General features: G+C 64.9%; 14 protein-coding genes. 9 read left to right on the top strand and 5 right to left on the bottom strand.

What is annotated here, in order from left to right:
• Positions 1 to 8: 8 nt before the first annotated feature.
• Positions 9 to 653 (bottom strand): histidine phosphatase family protein, encoded by a 645-nt coding sequence (locus A7V84_RS07910; protein WP_025518319.1) that lies wholly within the window; start codon positions 651 to 653, stop codon positions 9 to 11.
• Positions 654 to 817: 164 nt separating this feature from the next.
• Here A7V84_RS07910 and A7V84_RS07905 point away from each other — a divergent pair, with 164 nt between their 5' ends.
• A complete protein-coding gene (locus A7V84_RS07905; protein WP_025518317.1) occupies positions 818 to 1,045 on the top strand; it encodes a hypothetical protein in 228 nt (75 codons plus the stop codon).
• Positions 1,046 to 1,058: 13 nt separating this feature from the next.
• Here A7V84_RS07905 and A7V84_RS07900 read toward each other — a convergent pair whose 3' ends face one another.
• Positions 1,059 to 1,346: a hypothetical protein gene (locus A7V84_RS07900; protein ID WP_063491939.1), complete on the bottom strand. Its 288-nt coding sequence runs from the start codon at positions 1,344 to 1,346 to the stop codon at positions 1,059 to 1,061.
• Positions 1,347 to 1,482: 136 nt separating this feature from the next.
• Here A7V84_RS07900 and A7V84_RS07895 point away from each other — a divergent pair, with 136 nt between their 5' ends.
• Together A7V84_RS07895 and greA are read left to right on the top strand one after the other, a co-directional pair.
• A complete protein-coding gene (locus A7V84_RS07895) occupies positions 1,483 to 2,802 on the top strand; it encodes a solute carrier family 23 protein (protein WP_025518313.1) in 1,320 nt (439 codons plus the stop codon).
• Positions 2,803 to 3,199: 397 nt separating this feature from the next.
• Positions 3,200 to 3,676: a transcription elongation factor GreA gene (gene greA / locus A7V84_RS07890; RefSeq protein WP_025518312.1), complete on the top strand. Its 477-nt coding sequence runs from the start codon at positions 3,200 to 3,202 to the stop codon at positions 3,674 to 3,676.
• A 176-nt stretch (positions 3,677 to 3,852) separates the two neighbouring features.
• On the opposite strand, the gene A7V84_RS07885 is transcribed toward greA, so the two are convergent.
• Positions 3,853 to 4,455 carry a YhbY family RNA-binding protein gene (locus A7V84_RS07885; RefSeq protein ID WP_025518311.1) on the bottom strand — a complete coding sequence of 201 codons (603 nt, stop codon included), beginning with the start codon at positions 4,453 to 4,455 and terminating at the stop codon, positions 3,853 to 3,855.
• A gap of 18 nt (positions 4,456 to 4,473) precedes the next feature.
• Between A7V84_RS07885 and A7V84_RS07880 the strand changes: the two genes are divergently transcribed.
• From A7V84_RS07880 to A7V84_RS07860, 5 genes are all read left to right on the top strand, one after another.
• A complete protein-coding gene (locus A7V84_RS07880) occupies positions 4,474 to 5,142 on the top strand; it encodes an RlmE family RNA methyltransferase (RefSeq protein ID WP_025518309.1) in 669 nt (222 codons plus the stop codon).
• 170 nt (positions 5,143 to 5,312) lie between these two features.
• Complete coding sequence (ftsH, locus tag A7V84_RS07875) at positions 5,313 to 7,202, top strand: ATP-dependent zinc metalloprotease FtsH (protein WP_025518306.1); 1,890 nt, start codon at positions 5,313 to 5,315, stop codon at positions 7,200 to 7,202.
• Between the two features lie 18 nt (positions 7,203 to 7,220).
• On the top strand, positions 7,221 to 8,060 hold the full coding sequence (folP, locus tag A7V84_RS07870; RefSeq protein ID WP_063491940.1) for a dihydropteroate synthase: 840 nt from the start codon (positions 7,221 to 7,223) through the stop codon (positions 8,058 to 8,060).
• The gene (gene glmM, locus A7V84_RS07865) at positions 8,057 to 9,400 is read left to right on the top strand and encodes a phosphoglucosamine mutase (protein ID WP_025518302.1); all 1,344 of its coding nucleotides are present in this window, start codon (positions 8,057 to 8,059) and stop codon (positions 9,398 to 9,400) included. Before folP ends, glmM begins: the two co-directional genes overlap by 4 nt.
• A gap of 186 nt (positions 9,401 to 9,586) precedes the next feature.
• Entirely contained in the window at positions 9,587 to 10,366 is a 780-nt protein-coding gene (locus A7V84_RS07860) for a GNAT family N-acetyltransferase (RefSeq protein WP_025518301.1), read from the top strand.
• A gap of 34 nt (positions 10,367 to 10,400) precedes the next feature.
• Here the strand turns inward: A7V84_RS07860 and ppx are convergent, their stop codons facing one another.
• Positions 10,401 to 11,882, bottom strand: coding sequence for an exopolyphosphatase (gene ppx, locus A7V84_RS07855; RefSeq protein WP_025518299.1), 1,482 nt, complete (start codon positions 11,880 to 11,882; stop codon positions 10,401 to 10,403).
• Between the two features lie 208 nt (positions 11,883 to 12,090).
• Between ppx and ppk1 the strand changes: the two genes are divergently transcribed.
• Positions 12,091 to 14,169 carry a polyphosphate kinase 1 gene (gene ppk1, locus A7V84_RS07850; protein ID WP_025518297.1) on the top strand — a complete coding sequence of 693 codons (2,079 nt, stop codon included), beginning with the start codon at positions 12,091 to 12,093 and terminating at the stop codon, positions 14,167 to 14,169.
• Between the two features lie 36 nt (positions 14,170 to 14,205).
• On the opposite strand, the gene A7V84_RS07845 is transcribed toward ppk1, so the two are convergent.
• Complete coding sequence (locus A7V84_RS07845; RefSeq protein ID WP_063491941.1) at positions 14,206 to 17,016, bottom strand: autotransporter family protein; 2,811 nt, start codon at positions 17,014 to 17,016, stop codon at positions 14,206 to 14,208.
• Positions 17,017 to 17,154 lie beyond the last annotated feature (138 nt).

Here is a 17,154-nt window from a genome sequence, read left to right as displayed (position 1 = left end):
CGCACGGTTCAGGGTTGGACGTCGTCGCCGGCGGGCTGCTGCACGTGGGCGACATCGCCCCAGCCCAGGATGCGCCAGTCCGGCCTGGCCACGGCCACCCGGTTGATGCTCACGTTCAGCAGCGGCACTTCGCGCGGCCCGTTGAGCGCCACGCCGCTGGCGCGGCGCCAGATGATGTCGAGCGCGCCGCCGTGGGTGACCACCACAATGCGCTGGCCGGCATGGCGCGCCGCCAGGTCTTCGACCGTACTCAGAATGCGCGACTGGAACTGGCCGAGCGTTTCGCCACCCTCCAGTTCGCGCAGCGGGTCGCGGCTTTTCCAGGCCGCGGCGGCTTCAGGGGCGAGACGGTCGATATCGTCCAGAGCCAACCCTTCCAGCACGCCATAGGCACGCTCGCGCATGCCGGGCTCGGTGCGCAGGCGCAGCGCCAGCGCCTGCGCCAGGGGTTCGGCGGTGTGCTGCGCGCGTTGCAGGTCGCTGCTGTAGAGGGCGTCAAAAGCGGGCGGGGCAGGGGGATTGCCCAGGCGGGTGGCCAGCCGTGCTGCCTGGGCACGTCCGGTGGCGTTCAGGGCAATGTCTTGCCAGCCTTGCAGGCGGCGCTGGTGATTCCAGTCGGTTTCGCCGTGGCGGATGAACCAGATTTCAGTCATGAGTGTTGAACCGCAAGTATCCAGAGCCATCGAAGCCGCGAGCTTAACGCGAGCGGCCGGGGGGCGCTATCGCGCCTGCAGGGGGCGATCCTGGCGTGGCGGGTAAAATGGGGTCGTACAGCTGCCTTTCCGGCGGCGGCGGCTTTCCGGGGAGACAGGAAGCGATGTTGAAGAAAACTCTGCTGCGCGGTGGCCTTATCGTCGGCCTGCTCGCGTTGGCCGGCTGCTCCGCCACGGGCGGCTCCAGCCTGACCAAGCGCTTGTTCAGCGAATGTACCTGGGATCGCGCCAGCTGCATGTATGACGGCCCGTATGACGCGGGCGAAGAGGCTTACGCCGAGAGAGAGGCCGCGCGCCTGAACAAGTCACAGTCGCGCAAGGTGGGCCGCTAGCACGCACGGGGTGTCAGCCCTGCGCCTGCAGCTGACGCAGTTGCGCGGCCAGGATCTTCTGGATCTGGCCCTGCAGGAATGCCGCCTGACTGTTGAGCATCTGGAGTTGCTGGGTTTTCTGGGCCGGCGGTAGGTTGCTGTCACGGATGCGCTGCATCTGGCGCATCACCTCGCGCAGCTGTTGCTGCAGCTCGCGCAGGGTCTGTTGCACGGGGTCGTCGTTGCGGCTGTCGGCAGTGGCCGTTTTTTCGCGCGAATACAGGCTGATGAAGGGGCTGCCGCCCAGAGGGGAAATGGCCACGGCCTGCTCCTGTGGAAGGGTTCAAGGGTTTGTCCTAGTACGACATCTTGGGCCCTGGACTTAAACCGGGTTGCCGCTGGTGCGAGGCAGCCCTTACACTTCGCCCCGGTTCTCTTCTCCCTCTTCTTCCCTGACCATGTCCGAATCCTATTTTCCGCGCTGGCGGCGTGTCGATGACGACGCCGCCGCCGGCGTCGTGATCGCGCCCGACGAACGCTTGTCCTGGCCCAAAAACGTCGCCATGGGCGCCCAGCACGTTGTGGCCATGTTCGGCTCCACGGTGCTGGCGCCCTTGCTCATGGGGTTTGACCCTAACGTCGCCATCCTGATGTCCGGCGTCGGGACGCTGATCTTCTTTCTGTTCGTGGGCGGGCGTGTGCCCAGCTATCTGGGTTCAAGCTTCGCCTTCATCGGCGGGGTGATCGCGGTGACCGGTTATGCGGGCGGCGGCCCGAACGCGAATATCGGCGTGGCCCTGGGCGCCATCATTGCCTGCGGCCTGGCCTATACCCTGATCGGCCTGATCGTCTGGGCGGCCAATGCGCGTGGCGGGGCGGGCGCCAACTGGATCGAGGCCCTCATGCCACCGGTGGTCACCGGCGCCGTGGTGGCGGTCATCGGGCTGAACCTGGCGCCCATTGCCGCCAAGGGGGCCATGGGCGGATCGGGCTTCGATGCCGCCATGGCGCTGGTCACCATTCTATGCGTGGGCGGCATCGCCGTCTTTACGCGTGGCATGGTGCAGCGGCTGCTGATCCTGGTCGGACTGGTGCTCGCCTGCCTGATCTACGCGGCGCTGGCCAATGGCCTGGGAATGGGCAAGCCGATCGATTTCTCCGGGGTGGCCGCTGCGGCCTGGTTCGGCCTGCCCACGTTCACGGCGCCGGTCTTCAAGAGCGAGGCCATGGGCCTGATCGTGCCGGTGGCCATCATTCTGGTGGCCGAGAACCTGGGCCACCTGAAAGCCGTGGCAGCCATGACCGGGCGAGACATGGATCGCTACCTGGGTCGCGCCTTCGTGGGCGACGGCGTGGCCACGATGGTCTCCGGCGCGGTGGGCGGCACGGGCGTGACCACCTATGCCGAGAACATCGGCGTGATGGCCGTCACCCGCATCTATTCCACCCTGGTTTTCGTGATGGCAGCGGTCATCGCCCTCGTGCTGGGTTTCTCGCCCAAGTTCGGGGCATTGATTCAGACTATTCCTGGTCCGGTGCTGGGTGGCATGTCGGTGGTGGTGTTCGGTCTGATTGCTGTGGCGGGCGCACGGATCTGGGTGGTGAATCAGGTCGATTTCAGCGATAACCGCAACCTGATCGTGGCGGCCGTGACGCTGGTCATGGGAGCGGGCGATTTCACCCTGCAACTGGGCAAGTTCACCCTGGGCGGCATCGGCACGGCCACCTTCGGCGCGATCATCCTGTACGCGCTGCTCGGCCGGGCCCGGCGCCGCTGAGCGTTTCGGCCCGTCGTGCGCCGTTACGGCGGGCTCTGACGACAAGATCGGCTTTTTTACAAAAAAACAGGGGCAACTGACACGCTACTCCCTGCAACTTTTGGTGTTTTTCCGGGGGCTTGCTTTTCCCTGTGAGTTTGACCACAATGACACCTGATTGCCCCGGTTCCGACCCGAGCCGGGGTTTTGTTTTGGCTACTGCCACGCGCCAGTTCTGGCGTGGCGTCATGCCGGCCGGCCTGGCCGCATGACTCTCATTCTGGAAGACCGAAAACCTTGTCTGCCCCGGGGCGACCCCGCCAGGGCAGCGCCGGTGTACTGTCTTTTCGGTTGCGTGGTTCGGGTCTAGACCGAAACGCCTCGTCCGGGGCGTTTTCTACTTTGTTGGGAAAACGACATGTCTGCCATTCCTTTGACAGTGCGCGGGGCCGAGCGCTTGCAACAAGAGTTGCATCGGCTCAAAACCATTGAGCGTCCGGCTGTGATCAGTGCGATTTCCGAAGCGCGGGCGCAGGGTGATCTGTCGGAAAATGCCGAGTACGACGCCGCGCGTGAGCGCCAGGGCTTTATCGAGGGGCGCATTGCCGAACTCGAAGGCACGCTGTCCAATGCGCACCTGATCGATCCGGCCGCGCTGGAGGCCGATGGCCGCGCCGTGTTTGGCGCAACGGTGGAAATCGAAGACCTGAACTCGGGCGACCGCCTGACGTATCAGATCGTCGGGGACGTCGAAGCCGATATCAAGTCCAATCTGATCTCGGTGTCCAGCCCCGTGGCGCGAGCGCTGATCGGCAAGTCCGAAGGCGATGTGGTGGAAGTGCGTGCGCCGGCCGGCCTGCGCGAGTACGAAGTGATCGGTATCCGCTATCTGTAATCCCTAGCGGTAACACGTAGCGCCACGACAGCCCCCCTGCGCGGACCGCGCCGGCTCATCGAGCGGCATCGGGTCCCGGCAAAAAGGGGGGCGGTTTCATTTCCGGCCATGCGGAGCACGTCACCGGATGGCCCGACAGGCCGGCTCACGTCCGGCCCGCCATTGCCTCCCTGCCTTTACTTGCCTCGCATCACGCGTGCGCGCTGCAGCCCGCCGCGCGAGTTGCTGCCGCTGCGCGCGCCTGCCCGCAGAGACAGCGCGCTGCCGGAGCGGCGCGGAATGCCGTGGCCGGAGGCCGATTTGGGCTTGCGCGTGGAAGGACGCAGCGCGCGGCCCTTTTCGTTCAGGGGCACGGCGCGCGGCCCGTCTGCAGGCGCCTCGGCCGGCTTGCGGCTGCGGGTCTTGCTCAGCGTCTTGCCTTCGGCCGCCAGCTTCTTGGGCGTATGCGGTTCGTTGGCGCGGCGCTTGGACGGGTCGGCAGCAGTGGTAACCTCTTGCGTCTGCGTCGAGGGGCGGAACAGGATCAGCATCTTGCCGAGATGGTGCACGGCAGCGCAGGACAGCGCCTCGCAGATGGCCTCGAGCATGGCTTCGCGTGCATCGCGGTCATCGCCGCCGGCTCGCACCTTGATCAGCTCATGGGCGTTGAGGGCGCGGTCGATTTCCTTGAGCACGGCATCGGTCAGGCCGGCGTCTCCGATCAGAACGACGGGGCGCAGGGGGTGGGCAGCGGAGCGAAGATCGCTGCGCTCGCGTGAGGTGAGTTCTAATATAGGCATGCGTGGAATTGTACGGTAATGGCCAAAAAGAAATTCTCCAAAGACTGGATTCACCAGCACATCAACGACCCTTATGTGAAGCTGGCGCAACAGAAGGGTTACCGGGCGCGTGCCGCCTTCAAACTGATCGAGATCCTCGACACGGAAAAACTGCTCAAAAAAGGCGACGTGGTGGTCGACCTGGGATCGGCGCCAGGCAGCTGGTCGCAGGTCGCCCGTGAACGCATGGTCGGCCCCGGCGGGGTAGTGGACGGGCGCATCATCGCGCTGGACCTGCTGCCCATGGAGCCGATTGCCGGCGTCGAGTTCTTCGAGGGCGACTTTCGCGATGACGAAGTGCTCCAGGAGCTCGAACGTCGTCTGGGAAATCGCGCGGTCGACCTTGTTATTTCCGATATGGCCCCCAACTTGTCGGGGGTGGGGGCGGCAGACTCTGCCCGGATCCAGCACGTCTGCGATCTGGCGCTCGAATTTGCCTGCGCTCACCTGAAGCCCAATGGCGCCCTGATTGTCAAAGCGTTTCATGGCAGCGGGTTTTCGCAGATCGTGCAGTCCTTCAAACAGCATTTCCGGCGCGTGGTCGAGCGCAAGCCCAAGGCTTCGCGCGACAAATCCTCGGAAACCTTTCTGGTGGCTCGCGATCTGAAGAACCCGGCCCGTCAGGCCGACGACACGGTCGCCGGTTGACGCGGGCAGCGGGCGGAAAGGGGGTGTTACAGCCCCGGCCGGGTAACGCCCGGCGTAATTCCCCCGCTCAGGGTAGAATGAGCTATTGACAATATCTATTTGCAGGCCGGGCGCTGTTGCGCGCGGGAGCGCCGGGTCTGCCGGTCGGAAGCGAGAGCAGGAGATCGACCTTGAACAATTCGTTTTCTAAAGTTGCGGTATGGATGGTGATCGCGCTGGTGCTGTTCACGGTATTCAAGCAATTTGATGGACGTGCACCCAGCCAGGACGGCGTGAGCTACACGCAGTTCATGGACGACGCCAAGGCAGGCCGTATCCGCAAGGTCGACGTACAGGGCGACGTGCTCTATGTCACGCCCGACAGCGGTCGCGCCTACAGCCTGACTTCGCCCGGCGACCTGTGGATGGTCTCCGATCTGTTGAAGTACGGCGTGCAGGTCTCCGGCAAGGCGCGCGAGGAGCCGTCGCTGCTGATGAGCATCTTCGTGTCCTGGTTCCCCATGCTGCTGTTGATCGGCGTGTGGGTGTTCTTCATGCGCCAGATGCAGGGCGGCGGCAAGGGCGGGGCGTTCAGCTTCGGCAAGTCGCGCGCCCGCATGCTCGACGAGAACACCAACCAGATCACCTTCGCCGACGTCGCCGGCTGCGACGAGGCCAAGGAAGACGTCCAGGAACTGGTCGACTTCCTGCGCGACCCGACCAAGTTCCAGAAGCTGGGCGGGCGCATCCCGCGCGGCGTGCTGATGGTCGGCTCGCCGGGCACCGGCAAGACGCTGCTGGCCAAGGCCATCGCCGGCGAAGCCAAGGTGCCGTTCTTCAGCATCTCGGGCTCCGACTTCGTTGAAATGTTCGTCGGCGTGGGCGCCGCCCGCGTGCGCGACATGTTCGAGAACGCCAAGAAGCACGCGCCGTGCATCATCTTCATCGACGAAATCGATGCGGTGGGCCGTCAGCGCGGCGCCGGCCTGGGCGGCGGCAACGACGAGCGCGAACAGACCCTGAACCAGATGCTGGTCGAAATGGACGGCTTCGAGTCGGGCCAGGGCGTCATCGTGATCGCCGCGACCAACCGTCCGGACGTGCTGGACCCGGCGCTGCTGCGTCCGGGCCGCTTCGACCGTCAGGTCGTGGTGCCGCTGCCCGATATCCGCGGCCGCGAGCAGATTCTCAAGGTCCACATGCGCAAGGTGCCGCTGTCGCCCAATGTCGACGCCACCATCCTGGCGCGCGGCACCCCGGGCTTCTCGGGCGCCGACCTGGCCAACCTGGTCAACGAGGCTGCGCTGTTCGCCGCGCGTCGCAATGGCCGCACGGTTGACATGTCTGACTTCGAGAAGGCCAAGGACAAGATCATCATGGGTGCGGAACGCCGCTCCATCGTGATGCCCGAAGAAGAGCGCCGCAACACGGCTTACCACGAGTCCGGTCACGCCATCGTGGCGCGCATGCTGCCCAAGACCGACCCGGTGCACAAGGTCACCATCATCCCGCGCGGTCGTGCGCTGGGCGTGACCATGCAGCTGCCGGAAGGCGATCGCTACAGCATGGACAAGGAGCGGCTGCTGAACACCATCGCCGTGCTGTTCGGAGGCCGTATCGCCGAAGAGGTCTTCATGCACCAGATGACCACGGGCGCCTCCAACGACTTCGAGCGGGCCACGGCCATCGCACGCGATATCGTCACCCGTTATGGCATGACCGACGAGCTCGGCCCCATGGTGTATGCGGACAACGAAGGCGAGGTTTTCCTGGGCCGCAGCGTGACCAAGACCACGCATGTCTCCGAGGCGACCATGCAGAAGGTCGACAATGAGATCCGCCGCATCATCGACGAGCAGTACAGCGTGGCGCGCAAGATCCTGGAAGACAACCGCGACAAGGTCGAGGTCATGACCCGCGCCTTGCTCGAATGGGAAACCATCGACGCCGACCAGATCGAGGACATCATCCAGAATCGTCCGCCGCGTCCGCCCAAGACCCCCGAGGGTCCGTCGGATACTCCTGACACCCCGGCCAGCGGTGGCGTGGCCACCGGCGACAACACGGCAGCAGCCGTCTAGGAACCCTGCGTTCCACCCATGGCCAGTACTTTTGCTTGCGGGCGCTTCCAGCTCGAACTTGGACGCCCGCTTGTCATGGGCATCGTCAACGTCACGCCCGACTCCTTCTCCGACGGCGGGCGACATGATGCGCCGCAGGCCGCTGTCGCGCATGCGCAGCAGCTGATCGTCGAAGGCGCGGACATCCTCGATCTGGGCGGGGAGTCCACCCGCCCCGGCGCGCCGGCGGTGCCGGCGGCCGAAGAGCTGCGTCGCCTGCTGCCGGTGCTGGCGGCCCTGCGCGATTGCGGGGTGCCGCTGTCGGTCGATACCTTCAAGCCCGAGGTCATGCGCGCCGTGCTCGATGCCGGCGCCGACATGATCAACGATATCTACGGTTTTCGTCAGCCCGGCGCCATCGAGGCCGTGGCCGCCTCGCATTGCGGCCTGTGCCTGATGCACATGCAGGGCGAGCCCCGCACCATGCAGAACCACCCCGAGTACGCCGACCTGCGCGGCGAGGTCGAGGACTTTCTGCTGACCCAGGCCCGCGCCTTGCGCGCGGCCGGCGTGGCGCCGCAACGCATCATGCTGGACCCGGGCTTCGGGTTCGGCAAAACCATGGACCAGAATTACCAGCTACTGCGCGATCTCGCCGGTCTGGGGTCCCCCTATCCGCTGTTGGTCGGCGTGTCGCGCAAGTCGATGATCGGGGCGGCCACCGGCCGTGCCGTCGATCAGCGTCTGCCCGGCAGCCTGGCCGCTGCCCTGGCCGGCGCCGCACGCGGCGCGGCGGTCCTGCGGGTGCACGACGTGGCCGCCACGGTCGACGCCCTGAAGGTCTGGCGGGCAGTTGAAACTGGAGTCATTTCTACATGAGTCAACGTAAATATTTTGGTACGGACGGCGTGCGTGGCGAGGTTGGCGGCCCGGTGATCAATGCCGCGTTCGCGCTGCGTCTGGGCTATGCCGCCGGCCGCGTGCTGGTGCGCCGCCATGGCGAACGCGCCGGCGGCCGTCCGCAGGTGCTGATCGGCAAGGACACCCGCATCTCGGGCTACATGCTGGAGTCCGCCCTGGAGGCCGGGTTGTCGGCCGCCGGCATCGATGTGGTGCTGGCCGGACCGATTCCCACGCCGGGCGTGGCCTATCTCACGCGTACGCTGCGCCTGGTGGCCGGTATCGTCATCAGTGCCTCGCACAATCCCTATCAGGACAACGGCATCAAGTTCTTTTCGGCCAACGGCACCAAGCTGCCCGACGAGGTCGAGGCCGAGATCGAGGCCGCCCTGGATGACGAGCTGGGCTGCGTGCGTTCCGAGGATCTGGGCCGCGCGCGCCGCATGGCCGACTCGCAGGGCCGCTACATCGAGTTCTGCAAGAGCACCGTGCCGCAGACGCTGGACATGCGCGGCCTGAAGCTGGTGGTCGATGCCGCGCACGGGGCGGCCTACAGCATCGCGCCGCACGTGTTCCGGGAGGTGGGCGCCGAGGTCCATGCCATCGGCGTGTCGCCCGATGGCTTCAACATCAACAAGGGCGTGGGCGCTCTGCATCCCGAATCGCTCGCCCAGGAAGTGCAGGCGCGCGGCGCGCACTACGGCATCGCACTGGACGGCGATGCCGACCGCCTGCAGATGGTCGATGCGCGGGGCCGTATCTACAACGGCGACGAACTGCTCTACGCCATCGTGCGCGAGCGCATGCAGCGCCAGACGGTCGAGGGCGTGGTGGGCACGCTGATGACCAATTACGGCTTCGAGCTGGCGCTGCAGCGCCTGGGCGTGCCGTTCGAGCGCGCCAACGTGGGCGACCGCTATGTACTGGAGCTGCTGCAGGCGCGCGGCTGGAAGTTTGGCGGCGAGAGCTCGGGCCACCTGCTGTGCCTGGATTGCCACACCACCGGCGACGGCACGATTGCCGCGCTGCAGGTGCTGGCCGCGCTGCAGCTGAACCAGACCTCGCTGGCCGACTGGATCGCCGATCTGCGCATGTATCCGCAAGTCATGATCAACGTCCCGCTCAAGCCGGGCCAGGATTGGAAGAGCCATGCCGGTCTTGCCGCGGCCAGGGAGCAGGTCGAGGCCGAGCTGGCCGGGCGTGGACGGGTCCTGATCCGGGCGTCCGGCACCGAGCCGAAGTTGCGACTGATGGTCGAGGCCGAAGACGCCGCCCTGGCGCAGACCAGCGCCAACAAGCTGGCCGCCAGCCTGGCGTGACCTTGCGGCAGCAACTTTCCTGCAAAGCGGCCCGCCCTGTGCGGGCCGTGCTGTAACTGGATGAAAGGCCGCTGTGTTCTGCGCACTTCGCGCGGCCGGCGTAAACTTCATAGTCAAGTAACACTATCGTCAGAACACTGACATGACGCGCGTCCACACTTGCTGCATATTTAGGAGCCTCGCGCAATGCTTGAACTAGCCCGTTTGGACAAAGTGGCCGATGGCGCCAATGGTTGGCCCGGGGCTGGGCTGCGAACGCTGGCGGTCGGTCTGGCCCGCACGCCCGAAGAAGTCGAACAAATCCAGCGTTTGCGCTACCAGGTCTTCACCCAGGACATGGGCGCTGTTTTTCCCGACGCCAAGGACGGCATCGAATGCGATCGCTTCGATCCCTGGTGCGAACACCTCATGGTCACCGAACTGGATACCGGCCGCGTGGTGGGGACCTACCGCATTCTCACGCCTGAAAAAGCCCGCGAGGCGGGGGGCTATTATTCCGAATCCGAATTCGATCTGACCGGCCTGGGGCCGTTGCGCAACGAAGTCGTCGAACTGGGCCGCTCCTGCACGGCGGCCGATTATCGCGGCGGTGCGGTCATCATGCTGTTGTGGGGCGGCCTGGCCGAGTTCCTGCGTCGCGGCGGGCACCGCTACGCGCTGGGTTGCGCCAGCGTCAGTCTGCGCGATGACGGCGTTACCGCCGCCGAGGTCTGGCGCACGGTGTCGCGCCAGCTGCCCAAGGAGGGCGAGCCGCGGGTCACGCCCCTGCATCGCTATCCGGTCGAACGCCTGGACAGCACGCTGCCGGCGCGCGTGCCGCCGCTGATCAAGGGTTATCTGAAACTGGGCGCGCGCGTCTGCGGCGAGCCGGCCTGGGATCCGGACTTCAATGCAGCCGACTTCCCGGTCCTCATGGACATGCAGGCCATGGACGAGCGCTACAAACGCCACTTCCGACTGGTATGAGTCAAAAACGCCGGGCTTGCCCGGCGTTTTTCATTCAGTGCTCGCGTCGCGTGAAGGTGAAGCCGACCTTGCGCCATTCGGCCACCTCGGCCTGCAGCGTGAAGTCGGTCAGCGGATGATTGTCCAGCCACTCCTGGGGAATATCCATCAGGATCTCCTTGCCCTCGACATTGAGGTCGAAGGGCAGGGCGGTATCCTCGCGGCGGCGCAGCAGCAGGGTGGCCATGCGCAGGCACAGGATTGCCACCCATTGGGCGTGGCTGCGCACCAGCGGTTCGGCCTTGGCCAGCTTGCCCTGGTGGGCCAGCGCCAGCAAGGCCATGAGCTGCTGGTCGGCATGCGAGAAACCCGGCATGTCGGCGTGGCCCAGCACATAGGCGCTGTGCTTGTGATAGGCGTTATAGGCGATGGACTGGCCGACTTCATGCAGGTCGGCCGCCCAGCCGATGGCGTTGCGTAGGTCGGCGCGCTCGGCGCCCGCCGGCAGCAGGGCGTCGAACAGCGTCAGGGCTGTCTGGCGCACCCGGCGTGCCTGGTTGACGTCCACGTGGTAGCGCTTCATGAACTGGCGCACCGACTCGTTGCGTTTGTCGTGCTGGTCATCGCGGCCCAGCAGGTCATACAGCACGCCCAGGCGCAGCGCGCCGTCGCCGGTGTGCATGCTTTCGATCCCCAGCTCGTCGAACAGGGCGCTCATGATGGCCAGTCCGCCGGGCAGCACATCGGCGCGCTCCAGCTTGATGCCCGGCAACTCGGAGGGCACCACTTTGCCGGAGCGGATGATGCGGTCTTTCAGCTTGGCCATGCCAGCAGCCGTGATGGCTTTGGCGAAACCGCACTCGGTCAGAATGGCGAACAGTGCCTTGGCCGTTCCCGAGGAACCATAGGCTTCCTTCCAGCCGGTCTTGCGGTACTGCTTGGCGATCACCTCGATCTCGCGCCGGGCGGCGATCTCGGCCTGCTTCATGGCTTGCGCGCTGACCTTGCCGTCGGCAAAGAAATGGCGGCTGTAGCTCACGCAACCCATGTACAGCGAAGACATCAGGCTGGGCTCTGTGCCCTTGCCGATGATGGCCTCGGTGGAGCCGCCGCCGATGTCAATGACCAGGCGCTTGTGGGGTGAGGGGGGCAGGCTGTGCGCCACGCCGGTGAAGATCAGGCGGGCTTCTTCGCGACCGGCGATCACCTCGATGGGAAAGCCCAGCGCGGCCTCGGCCAGCGGCAGGAACTCGTTGGTATTGCGCGCCACGCGGAAGGTGTTGGTGGCCACGGCACGCACGCGGCTCGGGTGAAAGCTGCGCAGGCGCTCGCCATAACGCTCCAGCACGCACAAGGCGCGATCGATCGCCTCGGGGCCCAGCGTCATGTCCTGTCCCAGCCCGGCAGCCAGCCGGACGGTTTCTTTCATGCGGTCGATTTGGTAAATCTGCGCGACCCCATCCTGCTGGATGACGCGGCCGATGGACAGGCGGAAACTATTGGACCCGAGGTCCACGGCTGCCAGAAGATGATCCATTTTGCTTGTGGCTTAGATGGTAATTGGCCCGATTATAGAGACTCAATATGACAGCGCTGGCCGGCCTGCCCTGACCGGCCTGCCACGGCAGGCGTCATGCGCGCGGCCCGGGGCGCAATTGACAGCTGCTATGGACTGGCGGACAGTCATGGAATCGTCATGATATTGCAGTAAAACCACGGGCTGTCCCTTTGCTTGGAACCTAATAATGGCCATTCGCTTGCCTGACGAACCCTTGCTGCTGAATCGCGAGTTGTCGCTGCTCAAGTTCAACGAAAGAGTGCTGGCGATGGCCGAGAATCCTGCCACGCCCCTGCTTGAACGGCTGCGCTACGTGTGTATCGTCAGTTCCAATCTGGATGAGTTCTTCGAAATCCGGATTTCCAGCCTGAAAGAACAGCAAAGACAGAATCCCAAAGTGATCGGCCCGGACGGGCGGACCCCGGACGAAGCCTTCGAGGAAGTGCAGAGCGCCGTGCACGCGCTGGTGAGCCGGCAATACGATCTGCTCAACGATCAGATCCTGCCACGCCTGCAAAAGGAAGGTATTGCGCTGCATCATGCTTCCGAGTGGGATGAGGCCCAGCAGGCCTGGGCCCACGAGGTCTTCCTGCGCGACGTCATGCCCTTGCTCACGCCGATCGGTCTGGATCCGGCTCATCCGTTTCCGCGCGTCTACAACAAGAGCCTGAACTTCATCGTGGCGCTCTCGGGCGCCGATGCCTTCGGGCGCGAGGCCACGATCGCGGTGGTGCAGGCCCCGCGCGCACTGCCCCGCCTGATCAAGATGCCCAGCGAACTGTCCGGCCATCCCGAAGGCTACATTCTGCTGACTTCGTTGCTGCGCGCTTTCGTGGGCGAGCTCTTCCCCGGTCTGCAGATGCTGGGCTGCTACCAGTGGCGCGTGACGCGCAACAGCGACCTGTTCGTCGACGAGGAGGAAGTCACCAACCTGCGTCAGGCTTTGCAGGGCGAGCTGTCACAGCGCAACTTCGGCGCGGCCGTGCGCCTGGAAATCGACAAACTCACGCCGCCGGACCTGGAGGCTTTTCTGCAGCGCGAGTTCTCGCTCACGCCGGCTGATACCTATCGCGTCAACGGGCCGGTGAACCTGTCGCGCCTGATGCAGCTGTGCAATGCCGCAACCCGGCCCGAGCAGCTGTTCTCCAGCTATCAGGCCCCTATCCCGTCGCCCTTTGACCGGGTGGGCGATCGCCCGGCCGATCTTTTTGCCGCGGTGGCCGAGCGTGACCGACTGCTGCACCATCCCTATCAGTCTTTCCAGCCCGTGATCGACTTCCTGACTGCCGCGGCGCTGGATCCGGACGTCATGGCGATCAAGCAGACCATCTACCGCACCGGCGAGGACTCCGAGCTGATGCAGATCCTGCTGGCAGCCGCCCGCGCCGGCAAGGAAGTGACGGTGGTGGTGGAACTGATGGCCCGCTTTGACGAGCAGACCAACATCAATTGGGCTGCCCGCCTCGAAGAGGTGGGCGCGCACGTCGTCTATGGCGTGGTGGCCCACAAGACCCACGCCAAGATGGCCCTCGTGCTGCGGCGCGAAAAGGGCCGCCTGCGTCGCTACGCGCACCTGGGCACCGGCAACTATCACCCGCGCACTGCGCGCCTGTATACCGATTTCGGCCTGCTGACGGCCGACCCGCGCCTGTGCGAAGACATGGACAAGGTCTTCGGCCAGCTCACCGGACTGGGTGCACGGCGCGAGCTCAAGGCTTTGCTGCAATCGCCTTTCACCCTGCACACCACCATGGTCGAGCGGATCCGCGCCGAGGCCCGCGCCGCCAAGGCGGGGCGACGCGCCCGCATCATGGCCAAGATGAATTCGCTGCTCGAAGAGCAGGTCATCGAGGAGCTCTACAAGGCCAGCCAGGCCGGCGTGAAGGTCGAACTGATCGTGCGTGGCGTGTGCGCGCTGCGCGCCGGCGTGCCCGGGCTGTCGGAGAACATCCGCGTGCGCTCGGTGGTGGGGCGCTTCCTGGAGCACTCGCGGGTGTTCTATTTCCATGCCGACGGCGAGGAGGTCGTCTATCTGTCCTCAGCCGACTGGATGGACCGCAACTTCTTCCGTCGCGTCGAGGTGGCCTTCCCGGTCTACGACAAGGCCCTGAAAAAGCGCGTTATCGACGAAGCCTTCACTTATGCCCTGCGCGACAACCAGCTCTCCTGGCAGCAGCGCCCCGACGGCGATTACGCGCGAGTGAAGAGCCGCCGGCCGGCCTTCAATGTGCACCAGTACCTGATGGAGAAACTGGGCCATCCCTGAGCCCTGGCCGTTGACCAGGGCTCAGGGCCCCGGGCCCTAGAATGCCCAGCGGGCGTTCAAGGTGACGGTGTGTTGCTGCGAGCTTGAAGCGAACTCACCGGTATAGCCAAGGCCGAGTGTGGCGTTGCGGTTGACGGCCAGGTCGGCGCCCAGGTTGGCCTGGACCGAACTGCGCGCGATGGGCACGCCCTGGACGGTAAAAGTGGGCCCGCCGCCCAGGAAGGCCAGCCGGGTGCGCGGGGTCAGGTCCTTGCCGGTATAACGCCATGCCAGGCCGGCGCGCAGCTGCAGATCCTTGGCGCCGATCTGCAGCTTGTGGCCGGCTCGCAGGCCCAGGGTGGTGGCGAGGTTGATGCTGCTTTGGGCCTGGCCTCGCAGTGCGGCTATGCCACCTGTCTCGGTGTAGGCGCTGGTGCGCAGACGATTGAGGCTGACGCCGAGATAGGGTTCGATGTAGCCCTGGGTCAGGGGGAAGGCACGGCCGATTTCAGTAAAGAGCTGGGAGGTGCTGCCGTTGTAGCGGGCCTTGAGCGGGTTGCCCAGGCCGATGCGGGCCATATCGCGTTCGCTCTGGATGCGGTGCAGGGTATAGGAGCCGCCGAGCAGGAGGCTGAGTTGCCCGGCGCCGGTCTGCCATTGCTTGCCGCCATACAGGGTGAGGCTGTAGTTGTCGATGCTGGCCTTGGCCGAGCGCTCGGCGACATTGATATGGGTATGGCTGTAGCCCAGTGCGCCACCCAGGCGCCAGCCGGCGCCCAGGGCGTGATCGGCGCCGATGAACAGCCCGCCCGTCGCGGCGCGGTCGGCGGGGCCGTTGCTGTCGCCGCGGTCACGTTGCCAGGAGCCGAAGGTCTGGGCCCACAGGGGCTGGGCCGCAGAGGAGGGCAGGGCCGAGACGGGGTAGGCGCCGCCGCTTTGCGCGAGAGGGGCGCCGGGGAGCAAGCCGGCTTGCAGACTGTTGCGCAGGCGGGAGAGTGGGACTTGCTGGACGGCGGAGACCGCGGTCTGTTGCAAGGCGCTGGAGACCGCGGTGGCGGCGTCGCCCGACAAGGCCTTGAAGACCAGGTCAGGCCTGCCCTCGGGCAGCGTCAGTACGAACTGATGCAGCGTGTTGCCGTCGGGCAGGGCTTCGAGTGCGTTGGCGACCGAGCGGGTGTTGCGGCTGTGCGCTTCACTTTCAAAGCGCTTGGGCATACCGCCCTGCCCACCGCCGCCTGCATGGCTTTCGCCATCGCGGCCGGGATTGCCATCTGGCTTGCCGCCTTCGGGGGGAACAACTGCGGGCTCGCCACCCGCATCCTTCGGCTTTTCGACGCGGCGTGTCAGCGTGAGATTCACGGCGCCAGCCTCATAGTCCAGCTTCGTGTCCAGGAAGGCCAGGTTGTTCGATATGGTGGTGCTGCCGAAAGTGCCTTCGACTTTTTTTGATTTGAGGAGCGGGTAGGGCGTGTCGACTGTTACGTCGCCAGGCCCCGAAAGCTGCAGCTTGCTGTTGGCTTGCAGCGTCGTGGTGCCGGTGACGTTCAGCAAGGCCTCTTTCGGAGGGGTCTTGGGCAGATAGATGTCCAGCGTGCCCTTGCTGTCGATGGTCAGGTCGCCATTGATCTTCCTGCCCTGATTGATGACGTACAGGGTGCCTTCGTGGATCGTGGTCGTGCCAACTTCGCCCCTGCCGACGATGCCGAGCGTGCCGCCGGTCCTGACGTCCATGGTGCCGCCCAGCTTATTCGAGACGATAAGCTCGCCGCCGGTGATCGTGGTGCTGCCGCTGAACGACGTATTGTCGCCGCTGAAGACGGTGGACCCCTGTTTGTGCTCGATCTTGCCCTTGCCGGACAGAGTGGTGCTGAAATCCAGGCTGATGCCATCATCGGAGGCCGGATAGTTGAAGATCAGTTTCTGGGTATCGGCCGTCTCGGTTTCCGAGGAAAAGACCAGGCGGTTCGCGGTCAGTGTGCCGCCGGGCTTGCCGCTGCCGCCGATGATGAGCCGGGCCTGCTTGCCGGTCAGGCTCAGGGTCTGGGCGCCGAGATTCAGTGTTCCCTCGTTTGAAAGCTGAACGCTGGCCTTGTTTTGCAGCTCGAGACCCCCTTCGGTATGGATCCATTGGGAGTTTTTGCCGTCGATGACGACGGTCGTGGCCTTGTTTTCGTCCGAGTGCGTGGCGGAGCCCAGCTTGGCGATTATTTTGCTGGTCAGCTTGCCGCCGTTCTTGATCTTGATATCGACGGTGCCGCCGCCTTCGGCGGACAGGCCTTTGTTCAGGGTGACGTTCGATTTGCCGTCAATCAACAGGGTGGCGAAGTCGTTCGTCCCGGACGTGAGTTTGACGACGCTGCCAGAGATCACGGAGCCGCCGTTTTTGACCTCAAGCGTGCCCGCGCCTTCATTCTTGCCAATGATGAGTGCGCCGCTGTCGGTGTCGTTGAGGGTGATGTTGGAATTGGTGTCGGTGACGAGAATCGTGCCGCCCTCCAGGTCGAGGGTTTTCAGCATGACCTTGCCAGCCTGCTTCACGGTCAGCGTGGGTGTGCGGTAATCGAGGAGTACGGCATCAGAGGAGTCATCCTTGAGCAGCTCGTCCAAGTTGTCGGTGAGCGTAACCGAAGTGAGATTCCAGGTGCCTCTCGTGACGGTGACGTGTGCGTCACCCTGCAAAAGCACCTTGGTCTTGTCTTTCAACTCGGTGGGGATCGTCTCGCCCGCGATTTCCAAGGTTTTGTTTGAGATCTTGGCATCAAAGTCGCTCTCGGCATGCACGACCGGCGGACCGATCAGCAGGGAGAGACAAAGCGCGATCTGGGTGGGGCGAAAAGACGGGGGGCCGAAGGGCAGATTGGGCTGCATAGTATTTCTAATATTGATCTGATGAGCGTGAGGGCGTTGAAAGCCTGAGCGTCATACATATCAATTTGGCTTCATTCGGCCGCGAGCTTGCCGCGCTAATCAAGACTGGTCTGGTGTCTATGGGCGTGTTCTAGGACT

Source organism: Bordetella trematum (genome assembly GCF_900078335.1).
Lineage (GTDB): Bacteria > Pseudomonadota > Gammaproteobacteria > Burkholderiales > Burkholderiaceae_B > Bordetella > Bordetella trematum.
This window is presented reverse-complemented; position numbering and strand designations above follow the sequence as displayed.

Bases quoted from the DNA above. Each gene is read 5' to 3' on its own strand.
- A7V84_RS07910 (WP_025518319.1), bottom strand. From the start codon at position 653: ATGACTGAAATCTGGTTCATCCGCCACGGCGAAACCGACTGGAATCAC.
- A7V84_RS07905 (WP_025518317.1), top strand. From the start codon at position 818: ATGTTGAAGAAAACTCTGCTGCGCGGTGGCCTTATCGTCGGCCTGCTC.
- A7V84_RS07895 (WP_025518313.1), top strand. From the start codon at position 1,483: ATGTCCGAATCCTATTTTCCGCGCTGGCGGCGTGTCGATGACGACGCC.
- greA (WP_025518312.1), top strand. From the start codon at position 3,200: ATGTCTGCCATTCCTTTGACAGTGCGCGGGGCCGAGCGCTTGCAACAA.
- A7V84_RS07885 (WP_025518311.1), bottom strand. From the start codon at position 4,455: ATGCCTATATTAGAACTCACCTCACGCGAGCGCAGCGATCTTCGCTCC.
- A7V84_RS07880 (WP_025518309.1), top strand. From the start codon at position 4,474: ATGGCCAAAAAGAAATTCTCCAAAGACTGGATTCACCAGCACATCAAC.
- folP (WP_063491940.1), top strand. From the start codon at position 7,221: ATGGCCAGTACTTTTGCTTGCGGGCGCTTCCAGCTCGAACTTGGACGC.
- glmM (WP_025518302.1), top strand. From the start codon at position 8,057: ATGAGTCAACGTAAATATTTTGGTACGGACGGCGTGCGTGGCGAGGTT.
- A7V84_RS07860 (WP_025518301.1), top strand. From the start codon at position 9,587: ATGCTTGAACTAGCCCGTTTGGACAAAGTGGCCGATGGCGCCAATGGT.
- ppx (WP_025518299.1), bottom strand. From the start codon at position 11,882: ATGGATCATCTTCTGGCAGCCGTGGACCTCGGGTCCAATAGTTTCCGC.
- ppk1 (WP_025518297.1), top strand. From the start codon at position 12,091: ATGGCCATTCGCTTGCCTGACGAACCCTTGCTGCTGAATCGCGAGTTG.
- A7V84_RS07845 (WP_063491941.1), bottom strand. From the start codon at position 17,016: ATGCAGCCCAATCTGCCCTTCGGCCCCCCGTCTTTTCGCCCCACCCAG.